The following is a 26939-nucleotide window of genomic DNA, read 5'->3' as shown; positions in this document are numbered from 1 at the left end:
TTGATGAATACAGTCATCGTGTATCATGAACGATCACCACGATGTCGACCTGAAGAGTATCGCCTGGAATGCGATGGGGAAGTATGGTTTCTCCCCGGGTTTTCCGCATTCTGTTGTCAGGGAGGTCAACGGCATGGATGCAGGGCCACTCCAGAAGAGTCAGATGGAGGTCAGGGATCTGCGGTCACTTCTCTGGTCGTCCATCGACAACATCGATTCGCTGGACCTCGACCAGATAGAATACTCTGAACGCAGGCCTGATAACGGGATCCTGGTCCGGGTCGCGATCGCTGACGTTGATCGATATGTCCGGAGACGGTCGCAGACCGACCTTCACGCCGCCCATAACGGAACCTCGGTCTACACCGGAATAGAGACCTTCCCGATGCTCCCTGATAGGCTCTCAAAGGGCATATCATCCCTTCTGCCAGGCCAGGATCGGATGGCGATCGTGATCGAGTACACGGTCCTTCAGGACGGCAGCACCCGTCACGGCGAGGTGTACCGAGCCCTGGTGACCAACAGGGCGAAACTCGTCTACGAAGAGCTCGGTGACTGGCTGGAGGGAGTTCGTGGCGTTCCCTCAACGGTCAGGGATCTCCCTGGCCTGGAAGAGCAGCTCCGCCTGCAACAGGAGGCGGCCCGGCGGCTGCAGGGATACCGGAGGGAGCAGGGGGCGCTGGTGCTGAACACCATCGAAGCCCAGCCGGTGGTGAAGGAGGGGGTGGTCAGGGATCTGGTGGTCCAGAGACAGAACCTGGCCCGGTGCCTGATCGAAGAGTTCATGGTCGCCGCCAACGGGACTATGGTGGATTACCTGGGGAGAGCCAGCATACCCATGATCCAGCGGGTCGTGCGGATACCCAAGAACTGGGATGGGATCGTGATGACGGCTGCGCGATATCATCAATCCCTGCCCCGAAAGCCTGATGCAAAGGCGCTCTCGAAGTTCCTGATCCGGCAGAAAAAAGCAGATCCAGAACGTTTCCCTGACCTCTCCCTGACGATCGTGAAACTTCTTGGGGCCGGGGAATATATGATGCTTGCACCGGGCAGCGAACCATTCGGTCACTTCTCCCTGGCCGTCACCGATTATACGCATGCTACAGCCCCGAACAGGCGGTATGTCGACATCATTAACCAGCGGCTCATCAAGTCGGTCCTCGACAGAGAGCCCAGTCCCTACACAGTGGAAGAACTGATCGCCCTCTCCTCCTGGCTGACCGATCGCGAGAAAGCATCCAAGAAGGTCGAACGGTTCATGCGAAAGGCCGTGGCCGCAGTTCTCCTTCAGAACAGGATCGGTGAGCGGTTTGAGGCGCTGGTCACCGGTGCCTCTGAGAAGGGTACCTATGTCAGGCTCGTCTCACCTCCGGCCGAGGGAAGGGTCATCAGCGGTGAAGGCAACCTGATGGTCGGGCAGAAGGTCACGGTCAGGCTGGTGAGGACCGACCCGTACAGCGGTTTCATCGACTTTGCATGCATCGGCAGAGAAGCAAGCCGGCCGGGATCGCGGACATTCTCCGATCGCCGGGCAGCTCCGCGCCGGCACGCCACCTGATCATGGGGCGAGTATCGGCCATGCAGGATGGGAACCTGCTAGAGATGGCAGGGAGAGGCTTACCTGATCCATTTCACCAGGGGGACCTTCTTTTCCGGGATCTCCGGTACTTCTGCCGGGTACCCGAAGGCGATGGTGACCACAGGTCCATAGCCCTCTGGAATATCGAACTCTGCCATGATCTCCTGATTGTCAAAGGCAACCTCCGTCGACCCGACCCAGCAGCTGCCGATACCAAGGGCATGGGCGGCGAGCATCATGTTCTCTGCACAGACTGCACAGTCGACCTCTTTGAACCTGTTTTTGTTCTTACCGCAGACCATGATGACGGTCGGAGCATGGTAATAGATTGAATACCCTTCACCTATCATCAGAGAATAGAAGAGTTCTGATATCCCGCCTTTTGCATGCTCCATCCCTTTGATCATAAGTGGTTTGCAGTACTCGGAGACCCGGTTCAGAACGTCCTGGTTCTGAACTACAACAAATCCCCATGGTTGAAGTCCGAGCGCAGACGGTGCAAAAATTCCGGCTGTGATAATTCTGTCAAGAATTTCATCGGGGATCTGTCTGTTCTGAAATTTTCTGACACTTCGGCGTGTCATCAGCGCATCCAGTGCATCCATGGACCTCTCAATCCCCTTGAGGATGATAAAGGTTTACCTGAACAGATACGCAGACCGGAAAAAATAGGGCTAAAAATTGGGTTAGTTCTGTTTCTTCCTGGTGTAGAGGTAGTAACCGGCACCGATGATGATGGCCGCTATCACAGCGAGGATGATCGGGTTGCCGAGGATCGCGTTGACCCCTGTCTGTTCCACGACATTCACGGGCACCTTCATGGTGTCGGATATCTGGGAGTTGTCGAGTGCATCGCGGTACCGGATCTCGGAATCGAGGCCGTACTGCTTGATGGTGGCTTCCTTGGTGGCCGAGACCTCGAAGTGAGCGATGGCTGATTCGCCCGGTTTCAGGTCGCCGAGGTAGGCCGTATCATCGTTGGAGGTGAACGGGTCGACCGCCGAGAGGCGGGCCTGGGCGCTGTAGACGGTGGTCGCACCGATGTTGGTGTACTGGACATCGAGGACCTTCTTCTGGCCCGGGGTGATTACGGGTGCCTCGGAGCTGACCTTGAAGTCGATCTTTCCGCCGATCGGGACACCGATCGTCTGGAGACGAGAGGTCCGGTTGATTCCGTCCTGATCCTCGTAGGCGACGATCACGTCGACCGGGTAGGTCTGGGCGGCGGCCTGCGTGGAGACGGCGACCCGATACTTGCAGTTCACGACGGCGTTCTTCCCAAAGTCACCGATGTAGACTGAGGAGTCGGTCGGGGTGATCGGGCTTGCACCGTTTCTGATGATCTTCACGACGGCATTCCTGGCGTTTACATTCCCGGTGTTCTGCAGCGTCAGGTTCAGGTAGCCTTCCGTCCCGACATTCAGCTGCTCTGCCGAGATGTTCTGGACAGCGACAACCACTTCGGATCGGATCGTGACCGTCAGGGGGATGACCAGATTCTTGGTCACATAGTTATAGTTCACCGAGTCGGTCCCGACCTGCTCTGCAGACTCGAGATAGGTGTACTTCACCGAGACCGGCAGGGTGTAGGTGCCTGAGGGGGCATCGGCCTCGATCTTCACATTGAACTTGGCCTGCCCGGAGGCACCGCCGAGGATGTCGCCGATCATCTGCGGGTCGGACTGGATCGTGACCGGTGCGTCATCTGCACCGAGGCCGACCGTCACCGTCTTCGCGGTGTTCGGCAGGTCGGTCCGGTCGACCAGACCGGTCTGGGAGAACTTGCTGTCGATCAGACCACTGTTTTCGATCGTCACCTGTAACGGCACGGTCTGGCCTGAGATCAGTTCGTTGGTACCGGTGACCGCGGCTGAGAGCGATGGGCCTCCGGAGAGATACTTGGTACCGGCCATGGCTGGGGAGACCAGCACGCAGGCGATGAGTACGATAAGGACTGGAATCACGAAAAACTGACGAAACTTCAATTGGTATCACCGTGTTGTTATGATTATAACAACATTTATACCCTGGCACTATTTATAGATATGGTAATGATTGAGTCAGGAGATAGCGTGCAGAGCCCGGCAGAAGCACTCAAATCGCTTGGTCTCACCAAATATGAGGCCCTGGTCTACATCGGACTGTTGCGGGTGAACGAAGCGACAGCGACCGAGGTGCATGAGATATCCGGGGTTCCCCGCGCATCGGTGTATCCGGTTCTTGACCGTCTGGTCCAGCGTGACATCGTCAATATATCACATACCTCGCCACGCCGCTTCCGTGCGTTTCCTCCAAAGGATGGGGTCAAGCGGTTGATGCAGCGGATCGAGGATCAGGCTGAGTATGTAACAGGTGCACTGGAGGAGATCTATACCGAGCGGAGCGAAGTCAACCGGGGCGCCCAGGATCTGATATGGACGATCTATGGGAATGAAAATATCATGAGCAGGCTGGCCGATGCCCTGACCCATGCAGAGGAGGAGATCAGGATACTCTCCTGCTGGAAAATGATCAAAAACTCGATCATCCCGATGCTGGCTGATGGAATCGAACGAAACGTCAAGATCGAGATCGCGACCGATCGGTGGGAGGGAGAGGTGCCTCCCGGACTGGTGGTCCGTATTAAAAAACCGCCGATGGGGCATGACCGGTTTGAAAAGGATGCGAGTGGCGGCCTTATTCTGATCGATCAGCAGAAAGTGCTGGCGTTCACCAATGCCCTGAAGGGGAATCCGACCGCCCTGTACTCTGAGTCAGAAGGTTTTGTCAAGCTCTTCATGCAGTTCTGGAACAGTATCATCGAGCGGGACGACGATAGAGATCAGTAACCACAGGTGCTGATCTCCTCCATCTCGCTGACATCGAGCAGCCCTTTCATGGCCCGGGTGATCACAGGGTACCCGGACTCCTTGACCGCAGCGATAGGATTCGTACCGCCGACCGCGACCATCCCGATGTACTGCGGCGATATCTGCACCCCGAGCAGTGGAGAGTTGGGCATTCCCACTTCGAGCACCCCGGTGAACCTGCTCTCCGCGAGGTCGTCGAGCAGTTCGGCCACCAGCGGTTCAGCCTCCATATGACATTCCCTGATGTTTGCAAGGATCGTTCCGTTTCCTGTGCTGATCACCCTGGAGATCGAGGTGATATCCTGTGAGGCCAGCACCTGCAGCGGGTCGATGGTGGTGTCCTCATACCGGATGATCTGGGTGAACCGCCGTGGAATCCTGTCGACGATCTCGATGACCCCCCCACCGATCGGGTTCAGCGGAACACCCCTCTTGAGCAGCAGTCCGTCGAGGGTGATCGAGCAGACGGTGCAGATCCCGGTGGACCCCTGCGGAATCGTGTACCCGTCGATACTCTCCCCTTCATGGATAAACTTGACCAGGTCGCTGACACAGACCCCTGATCTGCAGGCCCCCCTGACGATGTCAACTGCAGGAGCAAGGTCGCAGGTCCGGAAGACAGAGAGATTATACACAACCTGCCCTGTTCCCTCAATGGGATTGTAGGTGACCTGCATGGCAAAATCCTCGATACTGTGGTTGATGAACTTTAGGAGCCTGGGCATCAAGGATAATCGTCCATAGAAATAGAAAAATTGTTCTATCCTGCAGTGGCACATGTTTACTTACGATGGATAACCAGACGCGGGTCAGGGCCAGGGATGAAATCAGACAGATCCTTGAGGCGGCCTCGTACGACGTTGAGGTGATGGAGGAGCCACTCGATCTCTCAGCGATCAGGGATGGGGAGTGCATTCTGGTTCTCTGTTCCGACGATCCAGGTGAGATCGCCCAGTTCGATCAGACTGTCTTTAAGGTGCAGGTGGGCGGAGATGCGATCATCTGTAAAAAATTGCTCTTTTCGCTGAACGAGCAGGTTGGATTGACCGACTGCCTCTGGTGGGGGGCTGCGGCGTTCATCGACTTTGCCGGCAAGGCGGCCTTTGCGCGGGTGCTCAACCGTGTGATGAAACTCGATCCAGAACATGTCACCGATCAGGTTCTGCGCAAGGAACGGGGCGAAGGGGGGCTGCTTCATCTCCCTGTGCAGATCACAGAGCAGAATGCACGAATCTTGGCAGGAACTGATGGAGTCGCCACACTCAGGCTCATTCCCCACTGGCTGATGCACTACCACTGCGAGGGTGGGCTGGCATACAGAGATTCACGGATCTCGTTCGACGCGGATGGCTGGGCCGGCGTCAATGCGATCAATGGTCTCTGGACTGATATCGACGATGACTGCCTGGATGACAGCGCACTCCCGGAGGAGAGCGAAGTGCTCCAGGCCCAGGTCTCGAAAGAGCAGGCCGAGGAGCAGATGGTCGACCTGCTGGTCAAAAAACTGACAAAGAAGGTGCGGATCAAACAGGAGAAGCGGGACGCGATCTTCTATGAGGACAAGGCGTTCCGTCCGGACCGGTCCGCCGTCAAGATCGAGACCCGGCGGGTCTTTGTTCCGATCTGGCAGATCCGGGGGAAGAAGATCGTTGAGATCAACGCATTCAGCGGGGAGCCGCTTTCGACGCCGATGGACGAGGGTGTCGAGATCCTGTGAGTGATGGCGATGATGATCACGGTTGTCGGTGGTGGGCCTGCCGGGCGGATCGCAGCGATGCACCTCGCCTCTGCAGGCGAGGAGGTGCGGCTGATCGAGCGGGGACGCCTCGGCGGGCAGTGTCTCCACTCGGGGTGCATGCTGGTCTGCGCCCTGAACGATGTGGCCCGCATCATCCGGTCTGCGAAGGGTCTTGAGGAGATGGGGGTGGTCAACAACGCCCCGCAGGTGCAGATTCCCGGGATCTTTGAAGGGATTGCACAGGTCCAGCGGACGATCGAGCATGTGCTGGACAATGAGACCGCGGCTGCCGGGGTTACGGTGCTGACAGGGGAGGTGACGGCGATCGACGGCCTGCAGGTCACCCTTGACGGCACGGTGCTCGACTCTGATGCGGTGATCATCGCGACCGGCTCGCGCCCCTTGATCCCCGATATCCCGGGGATCGCGACCCCCGGCGTCTACACGCCGCAGACTGTGATGCAGATGGAGACGCTGCCAGAAAAACTGGTGATCATCGGCGGCGGGATATCTGCAGCAGAGATGGCGTATATCTTCGCCGCGTTTGGGTCAGAGGTGCATCTCTGTGCCCGCACCTCCCTGCTCAAGTCTCTCCACCCGCACCTGGCAGCAGAGGCCCGGAAGGAACTCGCCGGCGTCCATATCCACGAACAGACCGCGTTTGTCTCGGTGAACGGAGGCGACCGGGTCAGGTCGGTGACGGTGAAGGACGGCCCTGATGAGTATGATATTCCGGCCGACGCGGTGCTGATCACGGCAGGACTGCTGCCGAACACTGATCTGGTCACTGGTGTTCTGAAGCATGCAGACGGTACGATCATCGTCGACGATCACATGCGGACCAGCAACCCGTCTGTCTATGCCTGCGGAGACGTGAACGGGAGGTCGAACCTCACGCCGGTAGCCAGGAGGGAGGGGATCGTCGCGGCCGAGAATATCCTCGGCCGGGATGCGACGATGGGCTACCACACCATCCCGCACTCCCTGGCGCTCGGGTATGAACTGGCATGGATCGGAGATCTGGAGGAAGGGCAGCAGCGATACCGGATCCCCGGTCCGGCAGGACCGGGTTCGTTCTGGTCCGTTCCCCGGAGGACGACCGGTTTTGCCGAGGTGCAGGTCAGGCCTGATGATGGGGCGATCACAGGTATCTGGACTGCAGCCCCTTCTGGTGCAGCGATCGCTGCTTACGCTGCCCAGTTGATCCGGAGTGGGCAGAAGGTCGATGACTTCGGGCAGTTCATTGAGGTCCATCCGGTCGCTGACGGGGTGTACGGGCTGTTGAAGTACGCGGCCGCTCAGCGGTCCCGCCATTGATCCTTCAAATTTTCATTCGATCTTTTAAAAAGAGGGGGTCCGGTCAGATCCCGATATCGTCTTCGATCTCGTGCACAAGTTCGAGTTTGGCCTTGGTGCAGGGCATCTTTGGAACAGCCTTGCATCCGCCTGCGTCCACGATGGACTCCTCAAATGTCCCTATCTTTCGGGCGATGGTGATGATCTCGGTCTTGTCCAGCCCGATCAGCGGCCGGTAGATCGGCATCGGTGTAGCCTCGGTCAGCACGGTCATGTTATCGAGCGTCTGCGAGGCCACCTGCCCCAGTGACTCCCCGGTCACGATCCCGAGCGCTCCGACCTCCTCTGCAAACTTCGTGGCCAGCCGATACATCCTCCGCTTGCAGAAGACACAGGTATACTTCTCGAGTCTTCTGGCGATGAGTGCCCGTTTGGCCTTGACCAGGTAGTCATCGGAGATCACATGCAGTTCCATATCCGGCTGGTACTGACGGAGGCATTCGACCACCTGCTCTGCCCTCGCTATATGTTTCTCGTTCAGGAACGAGTCGAGGGCGACGTAGATCGGTATGATCCTGCACCCGCGCTTCATCATCATGTACGAGGCGACCGGCGAGTCGATCCCGCCCGAGACCAGCGCGACCAGTGTTCCCTCGACACCTGCCGGCAGACCCCCGGGACCCTCCTCGACAGAGGTGAAGAGGTAGCACCGGTCCTGCCTGATCTCGATGGTGACCTGCAGTTCGGCATGTTCAAGGTCGATCTTGAGGTTCGGGTACGGCTGCAGGACCAGATTGGCGAGTTCAATCTCCTTTTCACGCGAGTTGAACGGATGGTTGCCGACGCGCTTGACCCGGAATGCAAAGGACTTTGCATCCTTTATCCCATGCTCTTCGAGGTAGCCCGGGAGCACCTCTGGAAGGGTTTCGAGCGTACACCCGGTCACCTCAGAGAACGAGACGATCCCGAATATCCTGCGCAGGCATTCGGGTTTGACATCACCTTCAACCCAGACCCTGCCCCGCTCAACGCTGACGGTGACATCGGGCATCCTGGAGTAGATATCATGCACCAGCACGCCCTGCCAGATCCGTTTCACCGGTTCAGATTTTAAGAAGATTTCAGAGTAACGAACAAGGTACAGTGTCATTATTTCACCAACAATTTTTTTGTATGTTATGGACTCCGGCCGACCAGCCTGCTGAGCCCGTCGCTCGAGATCAGCCCGGTCACATGCTGTGCCTGATCGATCACCGGGAGGGCTGATATCCGGTGCTGCTCCATACGGGATGCAGCCGCTTCAATCGTCTCGTCCCCTGTCGCCGTGATCACCTGCGAGGACATGATCTGGTCGAGGGCGGTATACCCGCAGGCCACCGCGTTTGCGATGTCCCATGAGGTTACGATCCCGACCAGGCTCTGGTCCGGGGCGAGGACCGGGAGATGGTTCACCCCCTGCGTGATCATCATCCGGGCAGCGGCCGCGATCGTCGACTGCTCGCTGATCACCGGCACCTGCGTGATCATTACGTCCCTGACCAGCGTGTGGTCCAGGAACCTGCCGATGCTGTAGTTGAGCTGTCCTGTCTCGATCAGGAACGCATCATGCCCAAACTGGGAACGGAGTTCGCAGTAATGGACCTCGCACTCGTTGGCCGAGAGGGCCGACACGATCTCCTGTGACTGGTAGGGGGGGTACAGCCAGTCCGAGGTGACCGAGATGATCAGCACCGTCGCCGTTGTCGGAGCCAACCCGCTGATCAGTGAGTCGTCCAGGGTGAGATCGAAATAATCGACGGCCTTGGTCAGGTACAGGTACGAGTTCGCGTCAAACCGTTTGGTGAAGGTCGCGCCCTGGTGGTGCAGATAACTCTCGACCTGGAACTCGGTTTCGAAGTCAAATCCTCTGAACTCCCGGTCCTGCAGGGCCCGTCCGAACTTGGTATGCATCGAGGCATCGCTCAGGTAGGTGATATGGGCGACCATCCGTGCGAGCGAGAGCCCCTTTACCGGACGCTCCTTTCCATAGTAGTCACCACCGCACCATGCGGGGTCAGCGGTGATCGCCTTTCTCCCTACTTCGTTGAACGCGATCTGCTGGGGAGTCGAGGATCCTGTGGCCGCGATCGCGATCGCCTTCCTGACCATCGACGGATATGCGACCATCCACTGAAGCACCTGCATGCCGCCCATTGAGCCGCCTGCAACCGCAAAGAGCTGGCTGATGCCCAGGTGATCGATCAGTGCCTTCTGTGCGTCCACCATGTCCCTGATCGTCACCACCGGGAACGAAGTGCCGTATGGTTTTCCTGTCTCCGGGTCTATCGAAGCCGGCCCGGTCGTCCCTTTGCAGCCTCCGAGCACATTCGAGCAGATCACAAAGTACCGGTCTGTATCGAAGGCTTTTCCAGGGCCGATCACCCCGTCCCACCAGCCCGGCCGCGACTCGTCCCCATGGTGGCCGGCGGCATGGGCGTCCCCGGTCAGGGCATGACAGACGAGGATTGCGTTGCTCCTTTCATAGTTCAGCGTCCCGTAGGTCTCGTACGCGAGCTGAACCGGAAAAAGAGAAGCACCACTCTCCAGTAGGAGGGGGGCTGCAAGCGTAAAAGTTGAGGTGGTAACGATCCCTACCGAGCCTCTCTGCATCACTCGTCACCAGCGAGCGCCTGGTCCAGGTCCTGGATCAGGTCGTCTGCATCCTCGAGACCGATGGCCAGCCTGATGAAGTCCCCGGTCACCCCGGTCGATCGCTGCTCCTCTTCGGTCAACTGCTGGTGGGTGGTCGATGCCGGGTGGATTACCAGGCTCTTTGCATCCCCGATGTTGGCAAGGTGCGAGAAGAGTTTAAGCCGTTCGATCACACGCTTCCCCTCCTCGACACCGCCTTTCACCCCGAACCCGACCAGGGGTCCGAAGCCTCCGACGAGGTACTTTTTGGCGAGTTCGTGGCTCTGATGATCGGGGAGACCTGCATAGTTCACCCATGCAACCTTCGGGTGTGTGCTCAGGAAGGTCGCAACCGTGAGGGCGTTCTCAGAGTGCCTCTTCACCCGCAGTGGGAGCGATTCGAGTCCCTGCAGGAAGAGGAATGCATTGAACGGTGATAGACAGGCCCCGAGATCCCTGAGGATCTGCAGACGCAGTTTGAAGACCACCGCTACGTTGCCCAACCCCGGGAAGTTCCCAAAGGTCTCCCAGAACTTCAGCCCGTGGTAGCCGGGGTCAGGTTCGGTGAAACCCGGGAACTTGCCGTTGCCCCAGTTGAAGGTTCCCGCGTCGACGATGACCCCGCCGATCGAGGTGCCGTGACCTCCGATGTACTTGGTCGCCGAGAAGACTACAATGTCTGCACCGTGCTCGATCGGATGGACCAGGCCGACGCCGGTGGTGTTGTCGACGACCAGTGGGATGCCTGCCTCGTGAGCAATCTGTGCAATCGCTTCAAAGTCCGGGACGTCCAGCTTCGGGTTGCCGATCGCCTCAATATAGATCACACGGGTTTTATCTGTGATGGCGGCCCGGAATGCCTCGGGTTTGGTTGAATCAACGAACGTTACCTTTCTGCCGAGTCGTGGGAGGGTGTAGTTGAACGCCTCGTACGTCCCGCCATACAGGTTGTCGCCTGAGACGATCTCGTCGCCGAGTTCGGTGATGCCGAGCAGCGTGGACGTGATCGCGGCCATCCCCGAGGCGACCGCAAGACCGCCGGTACCGCCTTCGAGGAGTGCCATCCGCTTCTCAAAGACGTCATTGGTCGGGTTCATCAGACGGGTGTAGATGTTCCCCAGTTCTTTGAGTCCGAAGAGGTTTGCAGCCTGTTCGGTGTCTTTAAAGACATAGGATGATGTCTGATAGATCGGCACGGCCCGTGCCCCGGTGGCCGGGTCCGGGACCTGGCCTCCGTGGACGGCCAGGGTCTCTCTTCCATAGTGTGTGCTGGTCATTTCTGTATCTCTCCATTGAGGATGTTGATTCCGTACTTCTCTGCGACTTCAGTGAATGCATCGGTCAGGTAGTGGATCTTCTTCCATGACAGGCCGAAGGTGTTCAGTTTCCAGGTTTTGGTCGCGCCTGCGAACTCTCCGCCGATGGACCTCTTTGAGAGTTCATCGCTGAGGAAGAATCCCCGCCGCTTGTGGGTCTGCGCAACCTTGTCGAATGAACCGGTCGTGTCCACCTTGGTCAGCGAGTGCTTGCGCGGGTACTCGCTCACGACCGCGCTTCCCTCGATCTGGAGGAGATGGCCGATGAAGTAGTTGGACTTCTTCAGTTCCTCGTCCCAGTGGAGGGTCCGCTCTTTGACCGTGGGGAACGAGGCCATCATCGCGACCAGGGTTACGCCCATCAGGGTGCATCCGAGCATCTCCACCTCCTTGATCCCGAACTTGCGTTTGGTCAGGTCGCCGACCATCTGGGTGGTCCGGAAGACCTTCTCCGCCCACTCGTCGGATGTGGCCAGCACCCCCGAGGGTGCGGGCGACGCCATGCTCTTGTGGCCTGACCCGACGACGAAGTCGGCACCGAGCTTCCTGCCGTCGACCGGCATCACGCCGACGGTGTATGCCCCGTTATACAGGATTGGGATGTCGTACTGGTGGGCGACCTTCGCGATCGCTGCGAAGTCGTGCTCGTTTGCAAGTTGATAGTCATAGTGATCGACCATCGCCAGCACCGGGTAGGCCCCGGTCTCCTGTTTGACCTGTTCGATCTTCTCTGCTGCCGCATCGGCCGTCAGGATCTTCTGTTCATTCACCGGGATCTCGCGGACGATCCCGCCGGCGTTTTCAACTGCCAGGAACTCGGTGTAGTGGGCGAGGGCCGAGACGACCACGCTGTCCCCTTTGTTCACGATCGTCGAGGTGACTGCCTGGAAGCCCCTGCGTGCCCCCGGCACGACCCGGGCCTGGTCCATCCCGACGAAGTCTGCGAGTTCCTCGTGGAAGGTGGCGATCGGGGGCTTACAGATCTTATCGAGCCGGAACGGCTTTCTACAGGCATCACAGACAGAGTATCCATCGCCATATGAGATGACCGCCTTCCTGGCTTCAGGGGTCAACCGTCCTGCCGCCTGGATGGGCTGGATATTGATTAGATTCTCTTCTCGGGCCCGAATCTCGATGTTTCCTGCGATCCTGGTCACCTTCGGATGGCCGGTGCCCGCCTCGATCTCTCCGAGTATCTCCCTGATTGAAGCGATCTTCTCTGCAAACCGGGTCTCTTCCTCCTCGTCGAGCCCTGACGGCAGGGCCTGACGGTAGATCTCCCGGAGGTCCTCAAGGGCGAACAGCCCTTCAAATATCTTCTGTACCCGAATATCCATAATTCATCTCTCCTGAAGTCCAGAAACGAGCTTGCACTCATCATCTGACACGGGGTCGGGGACGCGGCCTCTCTGATATCCAGGCAACTCAATCAATTGTTTATTCACAATTGTGATTTTAAGGTTCACCTGATTTGTATATAATCATTGTGAAAGCGGTGAACTATGCCCTGTGTACCCGGTGAGGCGCTTCCCCGACAGATCTTTGGAATCCACTGGTATTTGCCCGGATTATCAGATGAACATTTCCCCGGCTTTAACCCCGGATGGTAAGGGTGCGGAGAGCCTCGATGGCATCGAGCCTCTTCCGGTCCTCGCCGTTTGTTCGGACAAATGAAAGAAATGCTTCCCCTGCCTCTCCCGATCCTGCAGTAACCGATGTATAGGTCCTGTCCGGGAAGTACATCCGCTGTCCGCGGGTGAGTATCTCCGTTGCTGCATCTTGGGTAAGGACCCCGGCGTTTACAGCCAGGTCCAGGTTGTGCCTGATGTTCACGAGGGGTTCTGAGAAATGGAGGTACGTCTCGGGATCATAGATCAGCGCGACCTCGTCGTCAGAGACCACGATCCCGTCCCGGTAGAGCCGGTAGACCTCGCCGATCCCGATCATCCCGAAGGTGTCGAGTTCGGAAGCCCGGAGGGCGCCCATACTCGAGGCCCCGATCACCGTCGTCCCCTGTTTGATCGCAGCGAGAACCTCCCGGTGGCCGACCGAGCAGTCCTGAAAGAAGACCCCGTCGATCAGCACGATCGTCCTGGCTCCCTCTTCAGCCGCCTTCAACAGGTCGCCGCGCCTGGCCGGCGGTCGGTACTCGGCGTCGAGGAGAGCACGGGCTGCCGTCAGATCAAGGCTTGGTCCGAGAAAGACGATGATTTCGTGCATGCCGGCACCGTTCCCCCCGCCGTTCGCTGTCCATCGCATAGGTCTCAAGCCCCGGCACCACGACCCTGACCACGTTCACACCGGTCTCCGGCCGGGTCAGGTCGGTGACGATCACCCGATCCAGCCCGACCGCTGCGAGCCGGTCAGTCACCACCCAGATATCGTCGAGGAAGTCCTCGGTATCGCAGCTCGCAAGCGCGGCGTAGGGAACCGTGCTCTTCTCCTCGTACCAGTACCGGTTCAGCCGTTTGACCCGGTCGTATCCGATCGAACGGCGTTCGTCGGCTTCGGTGGTGTCCTCGCGGGCGCCATGGATCTGGGTGACCCGGCTCTGCGCCACTTCAGTCAAGGCCCTGAGCGTAGCGATAGCAGCCGAGGTGTGCGTCCCCATCCCGAGGGTCAGGAGGCCGGGGTCCCTGAGCACCGGGTCGTCGGATGCGGCTGCGATCGTCGGTATCCCGATGTCGCTTGTCAGGTCGTGGAGGACGATGTCGACCCCTGCCTTTGAGAAGGCATCGAGCAGCGAGTAGGCGGTCGGGTCGGTCACATCGGTGATGACCGGCCCGGTGTCATGCAGAACCTCTGCAATCGACCAGGCGTCCCGCTCCACGATCTCGGCAAGGGCATGGAAGGTGGCCTCTTCGAGGGTATTCCCTGAGGCGATGCCGTTGGTGCTGGTCCGAAAGAGCCGTGCCGTCCCCTGTGGCAGCGGGTGAAAGACCGCATGGGCAGGGAGGAGCACCTCTTCATGCTGGACGATATCATACCCCTTCACCCACGGGAGCACCTGGTCCGGGTCAGCATCTCTGGGGAGGATCAGGTCCTGCGGGTCGACGACGCTCCCCTGCTCTGCAAGGGATCGGTGGGTTCCCATGATCAGGGACCGGTCGTGCACCTCTGCGGAGTACCGCTCGATCCCTTCCATGATGGCAGAGACCCTGGCCGCTATCGGGGTCGCTCCTTTGCCGTTGTAGACTGAAATCGCCCCGTCTGCAGCTGCAGGACGGATGCACGAGAAGACCGGGATCCCGACCCGGTCGAGACCGGTGATGTCGGCGACCCGTGTGATCCCGGTCGTTGGGAGCAGCCGCTCGATCCGTTCGAGCGTTACTGCAGGGTCGACCGCTCGCTGCGTCTCATTCCGGTATATCTTCCTGCACGAACTGAGTTCCATGCACCCTTCACCATTACGAGACTGCGAGCATCCGCTCAAGTGCTCTGCGTGCGCCTTCCGCGACTGCCGGGTCCACCTGGACGATCGGCGCCTTTGTCCTGATCGCTGCTTCGATCTTCTCAACGGTGATCATCTTCATATCTGCACAGCTGAGTAAGGGTGAAGCTGCCACAAAAATCTTGTCTGGAGACTCCTTCCTCAAACGGGTCAGCATCCCCACCTCAGTGCCGACAATGATCACCTTCGCCGAGGTTGTCTTCGCATGCCTGGCCATTGCAGAGGTCGAGCCGATGAAGTCGGCGACATCCTGCACCTCCGGGATCGTCTCCGGGTGCACGATCACCTCTGCGCCCGGATACTCGGCGAGCCGGTCCCTGATGTCCTGCACGGTCAGCGAGTGGTGGACCGGGCAACAACCGAGTGCCGGCACCGGGATCACCTGTTTATCGGTGTTACGTGCGACATAGAGGGCAAGGTTCCGATCTGGTGTGAATATGATCTGCTTCTCATCCAGACTGTTCACCACCTTCACCGCATTCGCAGAGGTGCAGATGATATCGGAGACCGCTTTGACCGCTGCGGAACTGTTCACATAGGTGACGACCGCTGCGTCAGGATAGTGCCTGCGTGCCGCCAGGATCATCTCGGGGGTGACCCTGCTTGCCATGGCGCACATCGAGAACGGTTCCGGGTGGATCACCTTCTTGGACGGATTGACGATCGCGGCCATCTCTGCCATAAAATCGACACCTGCAAAGACCAGGTACTCTGTTGTGACCAATTTTGCTCTCTGTGCCAGTTCAAGACTGTCGCCGACAAAGTCAGCCATCGCCTGAACCTCGGGCCGCACGTAGTTGTGGGCGAGGATAGTGAAATCTTTCATATTTCTCTCACACTGCTCCGGAATATCACAATCGTGAAGTTAGTTTAATGTAGTGGGACGATTTAAAAGTTATCATAATATGGTCAAAGCACCCTGTCAGGAGGTTGTCTGGGAACTGCTCCCTGCGATCAGAGCTGCGCTTGCGGCAGAACTGGTGAAACGGGGAATGTCGCAGCTGGCTGCATCCAGGGTTCTCGACATGGCGCCGTCGGCGGTATCCCAGTACCTCTCAAAGAAGAGGGGATACCGGATCGAATTCGAAGGAGAGGTTAAGGAGACGATCGAACAACTGGCCGAGGATATCGTCCAGGGTAAGATCGAGGACGTCTCTTCGGTCTTCTGTGATATCTGCAGATTGATCCGGCAGGGAGAGGGGCCCTGCCAGAAGAAAACGATGACTGAAACCCAATAATTAAGTACCACCAGGGGGCATTGCTGCAGAGATGGAGTATAGTGCGGAGGTATCGGCACTGGAAGAGGCGATCAGAGCACAGGGATCGTTGCTGATCGCGTTCTCCGGTGGGGTGGACAGCAGCCTGCTGGCAGTGATCGCCCGCGAGGTGCTCGGAGACCGAATGAGCTGCGCCCTGCTCGACAGTCCCCTGCTTCCACGGAGAAGTTATTTGGAGGCGGTCGCGATTGCCAGAGAGTACGACCTCCCTCTGAACGTTCTCTCCTTCTCTCTGCTCTCGAAGGAAGATATTCTGAAGAATTCCCGGGATCGCTGTTACTTCTGCAAGAAAGGGACGGCAGAACTCTTTCACCGTGAACTGGCGCGGCTCGGTTTTTCGGGCGTTGCAGATGGTGTGAACTTATCGGATTATGGAGAGCACCGACCCGGTCTGATCGCCTGTGAAGAGGAGGGGATCCTCCACCCATTCGTGGAGGCCGGCATCACCAAATCGATGATCCGCGCGATTGCACGATCGAAGAGCCTCTCATTCTGGGACAAGCCCTCGGCGGCATGCCTGGCTTCGCGTCTGCCATATGGCGACGAGATCACACCGGATCGTCTGCACAGGATCGAGGTGGCCGAGGACGCTCTCTATGATCTTGGTTACCGGGAATTCCGGGTACGCATGCATGGCGACCTCGCCCGGGTCGAGGTGAGCCGGGATATGATGGAGCAGGCCTTTAAAGACCGGGAGGCGATCCTGGCAGCCCTCAAATCAGCAGGTTTCCGGTATTCTACACTCGACCTGGATGGGTACCGGACCGGCTCGATGGATGAGGTATTATGAAGATCGAACTGGTCAGGAAGGACTTTCCGCTCTTTACGGATGTCACGTACATGGACAGCGCTTCGATCAGCCTGACGCCGGTCCAGGTGGTGGAGTCTGTCAGTGACTACGACCTTCACTACCGGGCCAATGTCGGCCGGGGTGTCCATCGGCTTGCACAGATAGCCTCTCTCCGATATGATGAAGGGCACCGGAAGGTCGCGAAGTTCATCGATGGCGAAGAGGGGACCACCGCGTTCGTCCAGAATACCACGGCAGCGGTGAACATGGTCGCTGCCGGCTTTCCCTGGAAGCGGGGTGACCATGTGGTCACCACCCTCCTCGAGCACCATTCCAACCTGCTCCCCTGGATCCGGCTCCGCGAACAGGGGGTCCTGGTGACGGTGGTTCCCCCGGGTCCGGATGGGACGATCAGCCCGGCCGCGATCGAGGCGGCGATGACCCCTGCGACCAGGCTGGTCGCCGTGACCCATGCATCCAACGCCCTGGGCACGATCGTGCCGGTCGAGCAGATCGCAGCGATCTGCCATGCCCACGGGGCACTGCTGCTGGTGGACGGGGCCCAGTCAGTTCCCCATCTTCCGGTCAGTGTACGGGCACTTGACTGTGACATCCTCTGCTTCTCGGGCCATAAGATGCTCGGACCGACCGGGACCGGGGTGCTCTGGATGAGGGAGACCTACATCCGGCCGTCGGTGCTCGGCGGCGGGATGGTCGAGACAGCGACAGCGGACGGGTTCACCCCGGTGCAGGGGTACCGGCAGTATGAGGCGGGCACCCCGAACATCTCCGGGATGATCGGTCTCTCCCGGGCGGTCAGCTACCTTGAAGAGATCGGGATGGCGGCGATTCGAACCCATGAGCAGGCGCTGACCCGGCGGCTGGTCGACGGCCTCCGGGGCCTCCGGGGGGTGACAGTCTTTGGGCCGGAACGGGCGGAGGACCGGATCGGTGTGGTCTCGTTCACGGTTGACGGTGTCCACCCCCACGATGTGGCGCATATCCTCGACGAGGCCTCGGGTGTGCTGGTCCGGTCGGGCCACCACTGCTGCATGCCCCTGATGCAGGCCCTCGGCACCCCGGATGGGACGGTCCGGGCGAGCCTGTACCTGTACAACCGCAATGAGGATGTCGACCTGCTGGTGGCGACCGTCGAGGAACTGGAGCGGAGACTGTGATGATGTATAAGGAGATCCCCTGTATCAAGAAGAGCGGTGATGAGTTTACGGCTGCACTGCACCCGGTCGTCGAGGAGGTGCCGGTCGCCCTGTTTGTGAACGGCAGGCATGCGGCGACGGTGATGACCAGCCCGACAATGCTGAAGGAACTGATCGTCGGGTTTCTACTGACTGAAGGGGTCATCAAGTCGCTCGACGAGATCGAGGCGCTCTCGGTCGACAACGACCGGGCCGAGGTGCTGACGAAGAACCCGTACAAGATCCTCTTCTCCAAGAAGACAGTGCTGAGCGGCTGCGGCGGTTCGTCCTCGTTCCTCGATATGAAGAAACTCCCGAAGATCCACTCGGATCTGACCGTGGTCCCTGAACAGATCTCAACCGGGCTGAAGGCTGTGCTGAACTCGCCGCTGCATATGCTGACCGGCGGGGTGCATGTGGTCGGTCTGATCCAGGGGGATCAGCACCTCGCGATCGTCGAGGACATCGGACGGCACAACGCGCTCGACCGGGTGATCGGGTACGCGGCGCTGAACCGCATCGATCTCTCGCAGACGTTCGTCGTCTGCACGGGCAGGATCTCATCCGAGATGGCACGCAAATGCCTGATCGCGAACATTCCGATGATCGTCTCGCGGGGGGCGACGACGACGCTGGCCGTGGAGATCGCCCGGGCCGGCGGCTTGACGGTGATCGGTTTTGTCAGGAGCGATAAGATGAACATCTACTCCGGGGAGGAACGGGTGAGCGGGGCCGGCTCACTGGACATTCCCGCGCCGGTCGAGTAAGCCCTCTATTTTGCAGCGCTGACAGAGTGTGCCTGAGCATGTCGCCCCGCAGCGGTTGCACTTCGACAGCGTCGACGGCGGGATCATCCCGCTGACCATTCGTTTCAGGTCCGCCTCTCCTTCCACGATCCTGAGCATGGTGCCAGGGAACCGGTACTCGAGTACTCCGAGCGCACGCCGCACCTCGGCCCGGAGAGCATGGGCGGTATACGGGCACTCTGGAAGCGGGGAGAGGAGGCCGGCCACCATTCCGTACACGACCACCTCCCTCTCGCTGACCCGTCCGAGCGGCTTGATCCGTGGTATATACCCGGTTCCCTCCGGCAGGGTGCCGGCGATCCGGGTGAGGTCCCCGCGCAGGTAGTTCATCAACACCGACTGGGCCTCGTCGTCCAGGCAGTGACCGGTCGCAAGCACACCCGCCCCTGCCTCCACTGCGGCCTGCTGCAATGCCTGCCGCCGGTAGACCCCGCAGACCGAACAGGCCCGTTCCTGGTTTCCGTTCAAGAGACTGTCGAGGTCGGCTCCAAAGAGATCATGAAACGAGACGATGATATGCCTGATCCCGAGCCTCGCCGTCAGGTTCCGGGCCGCTGCCAGTGTCTCGTCGCGATAGCCCCTGATCCCTTCGTCGACGGTGATGGCGACCAGGCGGTCTGCTGCCCTCTCTCCGAGCAGCAGGTTCAGCAGCCAGAGCAGCACCGTGCTGTCCTTGCCGCCGCTGAGGGCGACGGCGATCCGTTCATCCCCGGCAAGGGTATATGAGGCGAGCATGCCGGCAGTCTTCGCCTCCACCTGCTCCATCAGGTGTGCTCCACAGAGGTGCACCCCGTCTCCCCGGGAGAGGTAGACCGCGGGTCCTCTGCAGCGGTTGCAGACGATCATCTATCCCCCATGGACGATACTGATCACGCGAAGGTGATCGCCGTCGGAGGCAGGGGTGTCCTCCGGGATCAGCACGCCGTCCCTGACCACGATCACCTCTGCCGGGTTCACCCCTGCGGCCACGAGCAGCCCCTCGATGGTGTCGCCTGAAGTGAAGCAGAGTTCCCTGGTCTGTTCAGGGAGTTCAAGGGTTATCATCTGATGTACGATAGGGAGGACTGCGGGTTTAACAGTGCTGAATGGGGATGTGGGCAGTAGATATTTACCTCACTGTAGAGACCTTATCTACCGGATACATTCTCTGCCGATAGCAATCCTTATCCCCGTTTCAGAATAATCACAATTGTGATTTCTGCTTGTGGCAGAAATTTTCGGAAACAAGTAGTGAGAGGCTGACCAATGGGAAAGATTTACAACAACATCACAGAGACCATCGGGCATACCCCGCTGGTCAGGTTGAACCGGCTGACCGAAGGGCTGACGGCGGAGGTCGTCGTCAAGGTGGAGTCATTCAACCCGATGTCGAGTGTCAAGGACCGGATCGGGCTCGCCATGATCGAGGCCGCCGAACAGCACGGCCTGATCAAGGCTGAGACCACGATCGTCGAGCCGACCAGTGGAAACACCGGCGTCGGGCTCGCATTCGTCGCTGCAGCACGGGGATACAAACTCAGGCTCTTAATGCCTGAGACGATGAGCATCGAGCGGAGAAAACTGCTCAAAGCACTTGGAGCAGAACTGGTGCTGACTCCCGGGCCTGCGGGGATGAATGGAGCGGTCAAGGCTGCAGAGGCTATGGTTGCAGAGAATCCTGACCTGCTGTATATTCCACAACAGTTCAGAAACCCTGCAAATCCGGCTATCCACAAGAGGACGACTGCCGAGGAGATCTGGGCTGACACCGACGGCCGGGTGGATATCGTTGTGGCCGGCGTCGGAACCGGGGGGACGATCACCGGGATTGCAGAGGCTATCAAGGCGAAAAAACCCGAATTCAAGGCTATTGCTGTCGAGCCGGCGGGGTCTCCTGTCCTCTCAGGTGGAAGCCCGGGGCCGCATCGGATCCAGGGGATCGGCGCTGGTTTCGTCCCGGATGTGCTGAGGATGGACCTGCTCGATGAGATCATACAGGTCAGTAACGAGGACGCGTTCGAGACGGCCAGGCGTCTCGCCAGGGAAGAGGGTATCCTGGCAGGGATCTCATCCGGTGCAGCCGTCTATGCAGCCCTGCAGGTCGCCAAACGCCCGGAGAACAGTGGGAAGATGATCGTCGTGATCCTTCCGGACACTGGTGAGCGATACCTCTCCACAGATCTCTTTGAAGCATAGGTAATCTGATCATGATCCTCGAACGCCTCAGGGAAGATATCCAGACCATCTTTAAGAAGGACCCGGCAGCCAGATCGATACCGGAGGTGCTCCTCTGTTATCCCGGGCTGCACGCACTCTGGAGTCACCGGGTGGCCCACTGGCTCTGGGTCCACCATCTCTTCTTTGCAGGACGGTTCGTTTCGCATATCGGCCGGCTTCTGACCGGGGTCGAGATCCATCCCGGGGCCACGATCGGGCGGCGGGTCTTCATCGACCATGGCATGGGCGTCGTGATCGGGGAGACGGCCGAGGTCGGGAATGACGTCCTGATCTACATGGGGGTCGTGCTCGGCGGGACTGCGCTGGTGAACGAAAAACGCCACCCAACCATTGAGGATCATGTGGTCATCGGATCAGGAGCATCGGTTCTCGGTCCGATCACCATTGGAAGCGGGGCCAAGGTCGGGGCCGGATCGGTGGTGGTCCGGTCGGTTCCCCCCGGGGCTACGGTCGTCGGAGTTCCTGGCAGGATCGCCGGGCCACAGTGTAAACTGGGTGGAGAGGGGGAGGAGCGGGGGGTGATGCCTGACCCGATGCTCCGGGTGATCTCCAGGCTGCTCGACCGACAGAACCAGTTCGAGGAACGCATCCGGATCATGGAGCAGGTGATCCCCGGGCCGCTCGGTCTGGAGAAGCAGGCCGAGCTGGTGATGGAGGAGCAGATCAGAGACGCGCTCCGCGAGGTGATCGACCCGGAGGTCGGGATCGATATCGTCGACCTCGGGCTGATCCGTGATGTGCATGTCAATGCAGACGGGCGTGCAGAGATCGATATGGTGCTGACGACGAAGGGCTGCCCTCTGGTCGATTATCTGAGTCAGCAGGTCCGGCGGAGGGTCGAAGGGATCACGGGGATCACGGCGGTCGAGGTGACGGTGCTGGACGAGCCCTGGGACTGGAGCAGGTTCGTCCGTCAGAACGGGCAACTGAAAAAGGTATAGCACGGGGCGTCGTAGTTATTCTGATGGACAGTCGCGATGAGATGTACGGCCGCTTCTCGGTTGCACTTGCAAAGCTTGAGGCATGCAGGGAATTTGCGGCGCTGATCCCTGAGGTGCGGACCAACCTGGTCTACGCTGCTGAGGATGCGAAGGAGAGGAACGACGTGCTCGCCGTGGAAGGGCGGGTGACGGTGATCGGCGGGATGCCGCATGCGTCCGGAAGACCGGTCTTTGGGGCTTCGAGCCATATGGCCAGACTGATGATCGAACTCCGAAAGGTCGATCCCCGTGTCCGGGCCGGCGTGGACTTTGCGAATACACCCGCGCTTGCTGCATGGCTTGAGGAGTACTGCAGGGAGAAGCACTGGGTCTTTTCTGTGATCGACCGGAGGAACGAACCTGATTCGATCAAAGAGGAGGAATGCGCCTCGATGCCCTGGAAGGTTGCCGAGGCGGTCAGGGCCGCCGGCAACCGGGCCCCGAAGATCTTCTATGAGACCGGAGCCATCGGTAAGGAGCCGGTCAGCGTGCTGGTCGGCGGGGACCCGATCGAGGTCGTCGAGCAGGTCTGCGAGATCGCGCGGAGGTATGCGCATGAGCGATGAGAAGATCGGTAAGATCGATGCGGCGACCTTCGCCTCATTTCTCCTCCGTCGGACCGGTGCAGCCGATCAGTCGGTGATCGTGCCTCCAACCGCGGGGATCGATGCAGGGGTGATCGACCTCGGGGACGGCAGGGTACTGATCGTCGCCGAAGATCCGATCTTTGCCATCCCGAACCAGCCCTACGATCTCTTCGGCTGGCATACGGTCCATATCGGGGCCAGCGATGTCGCGGTGATGGGAGTGAAGCCGCGGTACATGACCTACTCGCTGCTGATGCCCCCTGGCACGTCAGACCAGGACTTCCGGACGATCGTGGACGCGATCGACCAGGCGGCGAAGGATCTCGGGATCGCGATCGTCGGCGGACATACCGGGTACTATCCGGGATTTGCCGCCCCGACGATCGGTGGGATCACGGTCTTTGCGGTGGCTGAGAAGGGGGAGTACATCACCTCTGCAGGTGCCCGGCCCGGCGATGACGTGCTGCTGACCAAGGGGCCGGCGATCGAGACCGCGGCCCTCCTCTCGGTGCTCCGTGAGCAGGAACTGAGGGTGAAGCACCCTGCCTGGCTCGTGAAGTCCGCGCAGGACCTCTGCTGGCAGATGTCGGTGGTGGCGGATGCGGCCCTCGCCCGCGAGGCCGGCGAGGTGACGGCGATGCACGATGCGACGGAGGGGGGAGTGCTCGGCGGGCTCTATGAGATCGCAGAGGCGAGCGGCACCGGGATGGTGATCGACGAGGCGCAGATCATCTATCCGAAAGAGGTCAGAATGGTCTGCGAGCAGTTTGATCTGGATCCTCTGGCATCGATCGCCGAGGGAACGCTCCTTCTGACCGCCGATCCGTCAAGTTCCGATGCGATCGTCGACCACCTGACCCGGTCCGGGATCCCGGTGTCGGTGATCGGAAAGGTCACGGATAATCCAGAGGAGCGGACGGTCCGGCGGGTCGACGGTACCATCGAGCAGCTCCGCATCCCTGAACAGGACCCGTTCTGGCCGGTCTTCTTTGAGAGTACGTGTTGATGCAGGGATCCCCTTTTTTACTATCGCTGCCAGCCGCCGGTTTCCACCGGGGCGTTGTCGACTATCGATAAATATCATCATCAACTATATTATAAAATCAGCATGCGCGTCCCTTTCTGTGAACTTACGAACCGTATGAGTCGTTTCAGAGATCTGATGGATAGAAAAAATCCTGATTGGGAGATCGTGGCCATCCTCGAGAAGATCCACCTCTACTACTTCACCGGGACCATGCAGGACGGCGTGCTGCTCATCCCCCGGAATGACGAAGCCGTCTTCTGGGTACGCCAGAGTTATGAACGGGCCCTTGACGAATCATTCTTCCCCTGCATCAGGGAGATGCACAGTTACCGTGACATCGCGGCGGTCATGAAGTCTCTTCCCAAAACGATGTACCTGGAGACGGACCTGGTGACGATGGCACAGTTCCAGAGGCTGCAGAAATATCTTCACTTCACCGAGGTGAAGGCGGTCGATGCAGAGGTGGCCGCTGTCAGGTCGGTGAAGAGCGGGTATGAACTCTCTCTCATGGAGCAGGCCGGAAAGATCCACCGGCATGTGCTGGAGGATTGTGTGCCCGACCTTCTCTCAGAGGGGATCGACGAGGTGGAACTCAACAGTGCTATCTACTCCCTCATGGTGCAGGAGGGTCACCAGGGGATCATGCGGTTCGGCATGTTCAATGAGATGGTACTGGGACAGATCGGTTTTGGAACCAGTTCCATCTGCCCGACCTGTGTCAACACCCCGGGGGGAATTTCCGGGATGTATCCGGCTGTACCGCTGATGGGATGCCGGGAGAGAAGACTTCGGGACGGCGACCTTGTCTACGTTGATATCGGGTGTGGATACAAGGGGTACCATACTGACAAGACCACGACCTACATGTTCGGGAGACCCATTCCGGATGGGGCGGTCCAGGTGCATGAGCAGTGCGTGGAGATACAGAATGAACTGGCCTCACTCCTGAAACCGGGAGCGATCCCCTCGGAGATCTACACGAGCCTTATCGATGGACTGAGTCCTGAATTTTTGAAAGATTTTATGGGGTTCGGCCGGCATCAGGTGAAGTTCCTCGGTCATGGCATCGGGTTGTGGATCGATGAGAAACCCGTGATCGCGAAAGGGTTTGATGAACCCCTGGAGGAAGGGATGGTCTTTGCACTCGAGCCCAAGAAGGGAATCAGGGATGTGGGGCTGGTCGGGATAGAAAATACCTTCGTCGTGACCCCTCAGGGGGGTCGCTGCATCACTGGAGACAATCCCGGGTTGATCCCGGTATTCTGATGATGAGGTTCATCATCGGCTTATGAAGTATTTTTTATCCCCCGCACTCGTTTCAGGCACCAGTGGATCACGAAAACAGTTCGTATATTCTGAACCGGCCGGATCACGTGATTTTCCAGGAGATTTCTGCATGCATGGACTTTCCGCGGAACCTGAGCCCGTTCTGTTCCATATTGAGGTGATTTCGAAGGTACTGGCGGATAATTCCTTCCTGCTGCTGATCGACACCGCCCATTCTGGCTCCGAGGTCCACAACTGCGTGGCCGAGTGTCGGATACAACCGTCCGTCCGGGTACTCCTTGCAGACGATCGAGGCCGGTACGCCGAGCTGACGAAGTCCACGGTACAGGCAGTTGGCGTGAGGGATATCATTGAACTCGGACCCGAGGACTTTTGGCCAGAGTTCCTTCATTGCAACGGCAATTGGTGGAGGAGTGCCATGCCAGAAGAGGACGACCCTGTCGATACAGCAGGAGTCGACAGCCCTGACCACTGCTTTCAGATCCTGAGTGAAGAGCGAGTACGGAGCGACGAGGAGCGGAAATTTCTCTGTACATCCTTCGGCGAGGTTCTCCCAGCCCCCGGGAATGACCGATATTCGTGATTGCATCGAATGCTTGACTGCACACTTGGTCAGGGAGTCTATCATCGCCTCTGATTTTGTGACCTCGGTGACCCGGTTCCCTTTCCGGGAGATCAAATACGGTAGCATCGACCGGTCTCCAACCAGCAGCACCGACGAGCCCGATGGGGGATCGACCCGATCCATCAGGTACTTGGCCTGAGCGACCCAGAGCCGGGGATCTGCCATCGATAGCCTGATCGTCTCTTCGGGTTCCTCTGGGACAAGATGTGGGGTGGACAGGTACCGATTATAAGTGAGGCGCCAGGTTTCGACCCAGTCTGTCGTGATATCATCTTCTTTCATCGTCATCTCCCGTCCTGTCTCCTCCGTATTTGTATTGGATATGAGTGTGTTACAGGTATGATGTAGTCCCTGATTAAGTCACAAGTTAATTAAATCAATCTGTCACGTTGTACCTGTAATCCGGTTCTGACCTCCGCCGGCCCGACTTGAAGATACCTCTTCCTGGCCAGGACTCAGACGATGCAACGTCGCTTCCTGGTTTGTGGTGGCGCAGACCGGGCAGGCCCCGGGATAGGGGAGGTCGTAGGGCTCGCAGCCCTCTTCGGAACGTTGTTCTCCTCGTCCCCTTCGGTACTGTCATATTTGAAAGAATTTCAGTGCGTAGAACATGAGGGTGCGACGGTGATAAGCATCGTGAATGCTTATGCTGGTACACAGCAGGGTTATTCTCAAAAAAGGGTATGATGAGTCGAACCGGTCCCTTTCACAGGGTCACATGATCTGATGGTCTGTCGCATCCTCTGGACGTGTCAGGACGATCCCTGCGATCAGCACCGCGAGGACGGCCACGGTCCCCAGGATCTGCATCGGCTCGGTGAAAGCGACGTTGCTGACGATCACATGCCGGATCATGCTGGTCAGCCCGGCAATCAGAAGCGGCCTTGGTTCGAAGTGCCGTGTCTGAAAGTAGACGGTCACGGTGGTGAGCAGGGTCAGCACGGTGATCGAGAGGAGGAGTGCCTCGAGCACTCCCACGATCCCCACCTGCAGATCTGTGGATGAAGGGAGGGCCAGGATCTCTTTGATTGCATCGAACAGTGAGACTATGGCCACGATCGAGAAGAGGGCCGCGATCACCACATAGACTGCCAGCTGTATATCGGAGATCACGTGGACCACGAAACGGACACTTGCTGCTTCGGTAGGGATTTTCGCCATCACCAGTCTATCGGCGCATATCTGATATATGCGTGTCGAACCGGAATGACCGCCGGCGACGGCCGGCATCCTCCGGCCTCTCTT

At 59.0% G+C, this 26939-nt stretch carries 27 protein-coding genes; 13 read left to right on the top strand and 14 right to left on the bottom strand.

The window, feature by feature from the left end; translation table 11 throughout:
- The first annotated feature begins 25 nt into the window (after positions 1-25).
- Entirely contained in the window at positions 26-1561 is a 1536-nt protein-coding gene (locus ACFKSJ_RS03740; RefSeq protein WP_440950927.1) for an RNB domain-containing ribonuclease, read from the top strand.
- Positions 1562-1620: 59 nt separating this feature from the next.
- Here ACFKSJ_RS03740 and ACFKSJ_RS03735 read toward each other — a convergent pair whose 3' ends face one another.
- Together ACFKSJ_RS03735 and ACFKSJ_RS03730 are read right to left on the bottom strand one after the other, a co-directional pair.
- Positions 1621-2187, bottom strand: a complete 567-nt coding sequence (locus ACFKSJ_RS03735; RefSeq protein WP_440950926.1) for a nitroreductase family protein — start codon at positions 2185-2187, stop codon at positions 1621-1623.
- Between the two features lie 81 nt (positions 2188-2268).
- Positions 2269-3546, bottom strand: a complete 1278-nt coding sequence (locus ACFKSJ_RS03730) for a COG1361 S-layer family protein (protein WP_440950925.1) — start codon at positions 3544-3546, stop codon at positions 2269-2271.
- 87 nt (positions 3547-3633) lie between these two features.
- Between ACFKSJ_RS03730 and ACFKSJ_RS03725 the strand changes: the two genes are divergently transcribed.
- Positions 3634-4410: a TrmB family transcriptional regulator gene (locus ACFKSJ_RS03725; RefSeq protein ID WP_440950924.1), complete on the top strand. Its 777-nt coding sequence runs from the start codon at positions 3634-3636 to the stop codon at positions 4408-4410.
- On the opposite strand, the gene ACFKSJ_RS03720 is transcribed toward ACFKSJ_RS03725, so the two are convergent.
- A complete protein-coding gene (locus ACFKSJ_RS03720) occupies positions 4404-5156 on the bottom strand; it encodes a DUF128 domain-containing protein (RefSeq protein ID WP_440950923.1) in 753 nt (250 codons plus the stop codon). The two genes, ACFKSJ_RS03725 and ACFKSJ_RS03720, sit on opposite strands and share 7 nt — an antisense overlap.
- A gap of 65 nt (positions 5157-5221) precedes the next feature.
- Here ACFKSJ_RS03720 and ACFKSJ_RS03715 point away from each other — a divergent pair, with 65 nt between their 5' ends.
- Positions 5222-6148, top strand: a complete 927-nt coding sequence (locus ACFKSJ_RS03715) for a hypothetical protein (protein ID WP_440950922.1) — start codon at positions 5222-5224, stop codon at positions 6146-6148.
- 3 nt (positions 6149-6151) lie between these two features.
- Positions 6152-7486 (top strand): FAD-dependent oxidoreductase, encoded by a 1335-nt coding sequence (locus tag ACFKSJ_RS03710; protein WP_440950921.1) that lies wholly within the window; start codon positions 6152-6154, stop codon positions 7484-7486.
- Positions 7487-7529: 43 nt separating this feature from the next.
- Here ACFKSJ_RS03710 and thiI read toward each other — a convergent pair whose 3' ends face one another.
- The 7 genes from thiI to nadA all read right to left on the bottom strand — a co-directional run bounded on the left by thiI (position 7530) and on the right by nadA (position 15728).
- Positions 7530-8615, bottom strand: a complete 1086-nt coding sequence (thiI, locus tag ACFKSJ_RS03705) for a tRNA uracil 4-sulfurtransferase ThiI (protein ID WP_440950920.1) — start codon at positions 8613-8615, stop codon at positions 7530-7532.
- Positions 8616-8641: 26 nt separating this feature from the next.
- Complete coding sequence (gene metX, locus ACFKSJ_RS03700; protein ID WP_440950919.1) at positions 8642-10114, bottom strand: homoserine O-acetyltransferase MetX; 1473 nt, start codon at positions 10112-10114, stop codon at positions 8642-8644.
- On the bottom strand, positions 10114-11412 hold the full coding sequence (locus ACFKSJ_RS03695) for an O-acetylhomoserine aminocarboxypropyltransferase/cysteine synthase family protein (protein ID WP_440950918.1): 1299 nt from the start codon (positions 11410-11412) through the stop codon (positions 10114-10116). The genes metX and ACFKSJ_RS03695 overlap by 1 nt, the downstream gene beginning before the upstream one ends.
- The gene (gene pscS / locus ACFKSJ_RS03690) at positions 11409-12788 is read right to left on the bottom strand and encodes an O-phospho-L-seryl-tRNA:Cys-tRNA synthase (protein WP_440950917.1); all 1380 of its coding nucleotides are present in this window, start codon (positions 12786-12788) and stop codon (positions 11409-11411) included. Before pscS ends, ACFKSJ_RS03695 begins: the two co-directional genes overlap by 4 nt.
- 256 nt (positions 12789-13044) lie before the next feature.
- Complete coding sequence (locus tag ACFKSJ_RS03685) at positions 13045-13671, bottom strand: TfuA-related McrA-glycine thioamidation protein (RefSeq protein ID WP_440950916.1); 627 nt, start codon at positions 13669-13671, stop codon at positions 13045-13047.
- Complete coding sequence (locus tag ACFKSJ_RS03680; RefSeq protein WP_440950915.1) at positions 13634-14845, bottom strand: YcaO-related McrA-glycine thioamidation protein; 1212 nt, start codon at positions 14843-14845, stop codon at positions 13634-13636. Before ACFKSJ_RS03680 ends, ACFKSJ_RS03685 begins: the two co-directional genes overlap by 38 nt.
- Before the next feature lie 13 nt (positions 14846-14858).
- Positions 14859-15728: a quinolinate synthase NadA gene (gene nadA, locus ACFKSJ_RS03675; RefSeq protein ID WP_440950914.1), complete on the bottom strand. Its 870-nt coding sequence runs from the start codon at positions 15726-15728 to the stop codon at positions 14859-14861.
- A 79-nt stretch (positions 15729-15807) separates the two neighbouring features.
- Here nadA and ACFKSJ_RS03670 point away from each other — a divergent pair, with 79 nt between their 5' ends.
- Genes ACFKSJ_RS03670 through fdhD form a run of 4 tightly spaced genes read left to right on the top strand, consistent with a single transcriptional unit; the run spans position 15808 to position 18932 of the window.
- A complete protein-coding gene (locus ACFKSJ_RS03670) occupies positions 15808-16140 on the top strand; it encodes a transcriptional regulator (protein ID WP_440950913.1) in 333 nt (110 codons plus the stop codon).
- A 31-nt stretch (positions 16141-16171) separates the two neighbouring features.
- The gene (larE, locus tag ACFKSJ_RS03665) at positions 16172-16969 is read left to right on the top strand and encodes an ATP-dependent sacrificial sulfur transferase LarE (protein WP_440950912.1); all 798 of its coding nucleotides are present in this window, start codon (positions 16172-16174) and stop codon (positions 16967-16969) included.
- The gene (locus ACFKSJ_RS03660) at positions 16966-18147 is read left to right on the top strand and encodes an aminotransferase class V-fold PLP-dependent enzyme (RefSeq protein ID WP_440950911.1); all 1182 of its coding nucleotides are present in this window, start codon (positions 16966-16968) and stop codon (positions 18145-18147) included. Before larE ends, ACFKSJ_RS03660 begins: the two co-directional genes overlap by 4 nt.
- Entirely contained in the window at positions 18147-18932 is a 786-nt protein-coding gene (gene fdhD, locus ACFKSJ_RS03655) for a formate dehydrogenase accessory sulfurtransferase FdhD (RefSeq protein WP_440950910.1), read from the top strand. The genes ACFKSJ_RS03660 and fdhD overlap by 1 nt, the downstream gene beginning before the upstream one ends.
- Here fdhD and ACFKSJ_RS03650 read toward each other — a convergent pair.
- Both ACFKSJ_RS03650 and ACFKSJ_RS03645 read right to left on the bottom strand, forming a co-directional pair.
- The gene (locus ACFKSJ_RS03650; protein WP_440950909.1) at positions 18903-19817 is read right to left on the bottom strand and encodes a TIGR00269 family protein; all 915 of its coding nucleotides are present in this window, start codon (positions 19815-19817) and stop codon (positions 18903-18905) included. The genes fdhD and ACFKSJ_RS03650 overlap by 30 nt on opposite strands.
- Complete coding sequence (locus ACFKSJ_RS03645) at positions 19818-20015, bottom strand: MoaD/ThiS family protein (protein ID WP_440950908.1); 198 nt, start codon at positions 20013-20015, stop codon at positions 19818-19820.
- A 201-nt stretch (positions 20016-20216) separates the two neighbouring features.
- Between ACFKSJ_RS03645 and cysK the strand changes: the two genes are divergently transcribed.
- From cysK to ACFKSJ_RS03620, 5 genes are all read left to right on the top strand, one after another.
- Positions 20217-21146 carry a cysteine synthase A gene (gene cysK, locus ACFKSJ_RS03640; RefSeq protein WP_440950907.1) on the top strand — a complete coding sequence of 310 codons (930 nt, stop codon included), beginning with the start codon at positions 20217-20219 and terminating at the stop codon, positions 21144-21146.
- A gap of 11 nt (positions 21147-21157) precedes the next feature.
- The gene (gene cysE / locus ACFKSJ_RS03635) at positions 21158-22129 is read left to right on the top strand and encodes a serine O-acetyltransferase (RefSeq protein WP_440950906.1); all 972 of its coding nucleotides are present in this window, start codon (positions 21158-21160) and stop codon (positions 22127-22129) included.
- Between the two features lie 23 nt (positions 22130-22152).
- The gene (locus ACFKSJ_RS03630) at positions 22153-22734 is read left to right on the top strand and encodes a thiamine-phosphate synthase family protein (RefSeq protein WP_440950905.1); all 582 of its coding nucleotides are present in this window, start codon (positions 22153-22155) and stop codon (positions 22732-22734) included.
- Positions 22724-23761 carry an AIR synthase family protein gene (locus tag ACFKSJ_RS03625; protein WP_440950904.1) on the top strand — a complete coding sequence of 346 codons (1038 nt, stop codon included), beginning with the start codon at positions 22724-22726 and terminating at the stop codon, positions 23759-23761. Before ACFKSJ_RS03630 ends, ACFKSJ_RS03625 begins: the two co-directional genes overlap by 11 nt.
- A 102-nt stretch (positions 23762-23863) precedes the next feature.
- Positions 23864-25048: a M24 family metallopeptidase gene (locus tag ACFKSJ_RS03620; protein ID WP_440950903.1), complete on the top strand. Its 1185-nt coding sequence runs from the start codon at positions 23864-23866 to the stop codon at positions 25046-25048.
- 103 nt (positions 25049-25151) lie between these two features.
- Here ACFKSJ_RS03620 and ACFKSJ_RS03615 read toward each other — a convergent pair whose 3' ends face one another.
- Together ACFKSJ_RS03615 and ACFKSJ_RS03610 are read right to left on the bottom strand one after the other, a co-directional pair.
- Positions 25152-25976 (bottom strand): hypothetical protein, encoded by an 825-nt coding sequence (locus tag ACFKSJ_RS03615; protein ID WP_440950902.1) that lies wholly within the window; start codon positions 25974-25976, stop codon positions 25152-25154.
- A 432-nt stretch (positions 25977-26408) separates the two neighbouring features.
- Positions 26409-26855 carry a phosphate-starvation-inducible PsiE family protein gene (locus ACFKSJ_RS03610; RefSeq protein ID WP_440950901.1) on the bottom strand — a complete coding sequence of 149 codons (447 nt, stop codon included), beginning with the start codon at positions 26853-26855 and terminating at the stop codon, positions 26409-26411.
- Positions 26856-26939: the final 84 nt, after the last annotated feature.

Source organism: Methanosphaerula subterraneus (genome assembly GCF_052055875.1).
Classification (GTDB): Archaea; Halobacteriota; Methanomicrobia; order Methanomicrobiales; family Methanospirillaceae; genus Methanosphaerula; species Methanosphaerula subterraneus.
This window is presented reverse-complemented; position numbering and strand designations above follow the sequence as displayed.

What these genes read in the sequence shown, in the direction of transcription:
- ACFKSJ_RS03740 (WP_440950927.1), top strand. Translation starts at nt 26, where the DNA reads ATGAACGATCACCACGATGTCGACCTGAAGAGTATCGCCTGGAATGCG.
- ACFKSJ_RS03735 (WP_440950926.1), bottom strand. Translation starts at nt 2,187, where the DNA reads ATGGATGCACTGGATGCGCTGATGACACGCCGAAGTGTCAGAAAATTT.
- ACFKSJ_RS03725 (WP_440950924.1), top strand. Translation starts at nt 3,634, where the DNA reads ATGATTGAGTCAGGAGATAGCGTGCAGAGCCCGGCAGAAGCACTCAAA.
- ACFKSJ_RS03720 (WP_440950923.1), bottom strand. Translation starts at nt 5,156, where the DNA reads ATGCCCAGGCTCCTAAAGTTCATCAACCACAGTATCGAGGATTTTGCC.
- ACFKSJ_RS03715 (WP_440950922.1), top strand. Translation starts at nt 5,222, where the DNA reads ATGGATAACCAGACGCGGGTCAGGGCCAGGGATGAAATCAGACAGATC.
- ACFKSJ_RS03710 (WP_440950921.1), top strand. Translation starts at nt 6,152, where the DNA reads ATGGCGATGATGATCACGGTTGTCGGTGGTGGGCCTGCCGGGCGGATC.
- thiI (WP_440950920.1), bottom strand. Translation starts at nt 8,615, where the DNA reads ATGACACTGTACCTTGTTCGTTACTCTGAAATCTTCTTAAAATCTGAA.
- metX (WP_440950919.1), bottom strand. Translation starts at nt 10,114, where the DNA reads ATGCAGAGAGGCTCGGTAGGGATCGTTACCACCTCAACTTTTACGCTT.
- ACFKSJ_RS03695 (WP_440950918.1), bottom strand. Translation starts at nt 11,412, where the DNA reads ATGACCAGCACACACTATGGAAGAGAGACCCTGGCCGTCCACGGAGGC.
- pscS (WP_440950917.1), bottom strand. Translation starts at nt 12,788, where the DNA reads ATGGATATTCGGGTACAGAAGATATTTGAAGGGCTGTTCGCCCTTGAG.
- ACFKSJ_RS03685 (WP_440950916.1), bottom strand. Translation starts at nt 13,671, where the DNA reads ATGCACGAAATCATCGTCTTTCTCGGACCAAGCCTTGATCTGACGGCA.
- ACFKSJ_RS03680 (WP_440950915.1), bottom strand. Translation starts at nt 14,845, where the DNA reads ATGGAACTCAGTTCGTGCAGGAAGATATACCGGAATGAGACGCAGCGA.
- nadA (WP_440950914.1), bottom strand. Translation starts at nt 15,728, where the DNA reads ATGAAAGATTTCACTATCCTCGCCCACAACTACGTGCGGCCCGAGGTT.
- ACFKSJ_RS03670 (WP_440950913.1), top strand. Translation starts at nt 15,808, where the DNA reads ATGGTCAAAGCACCCTGTCAGGAGGTTGTCTGGGAACTGCTCCCTGCG.
- larE (WP_440950912.1), top strand. Translation starts at nt 16,172, where the DNA reads ATGGAGTATAGTGCGGAGGTATCGGCACTGGAAGAGGCGATCAGAGCA.
- ACFKSJ_RS03660 (WP_440950911.1), top strand. Translation starts at nt 16,966, where the DNA reads ATGAAGATCGAACTGGTCAGGAAGGACTTTCCGCTCTTTACGGATGTC.
- fdhD (WP_440950910.1), top strand. Translation starts at nt 18,147, where the DNA reads ATGATGTATAAGGAGATCCCCTGTATCAAGAAGAGCGGTGATGAGTTT.
- ACFKSJ_RS03650 (WP_440950909.1), bottom strand. Translation starts at nt 19,817, where the DNA reads ATGATCGTCTGCAACCGCTGCAGAGGACCCGCGGTCTACCTCTCCCGG.
- ACFKSJ_RS03645 (WP_440950908.1), bottom strand. Translation starts at nt 20,015, where the DNA reads ATGATAACCCTTGAACTCCCTGAACAGACCAGGGAACTCTGCTTCACT.
- cysK (WP_440950907.1), top strand. Translation starts at nt 20,217, where the DNA reads ATGGGAAAGATTTACAACAACATCACAGAGACCATCGGGCATACCCCG.
- cysE (WP_440950906.1), top strand. Translation starts at nt 21,158, where the DNA reads ATGATCCTCGAACGCCTCAGGGAAGATATCCAGACCATCTTTAAGAAG.
- ACFKSJ_RS03630 (WP_440950905.1), top strand. Translation starts at nt 22,153, where the DNA reads ATGGACAGTCGCGATGAGATGTACGGCCGCTTCTCGGTTGCACTTGCA.
- ACFKSJ_RS03625 (WP_440950904.1), top strand. Translation starts at nt 22,724, where the DNA reads ATGAGCGATGAGAAGATCGGTAAGATCGATGCGGCGACCTTCGCCTCA.
- ACFKSJ_RS03620 (WP_440950903.1), top strand. Translation starts at nt 23,864, where the DNA reads ATGCGCGTCCCTTTCTGTGAACTTACGAACCGTATGAGTCGTTTCAGA.
- ACFKSJ_RS03615 (WP_440950902.1), bottom strand. Translation starts at nt 25,976, where the DNA reads ATGAAAGAAGATGATATCACGACAGACTGGGTCGAAACCTGGCGCCTC.
- ACFKSJ_RS03610 (WP_440950901.1), bottom strand. Translation starts at nt 26,855, where the DNA reads ATGGCGAAAATCCCTACCGAAGCAGCAAGTGTCCGTTTCGTGGTCCAC.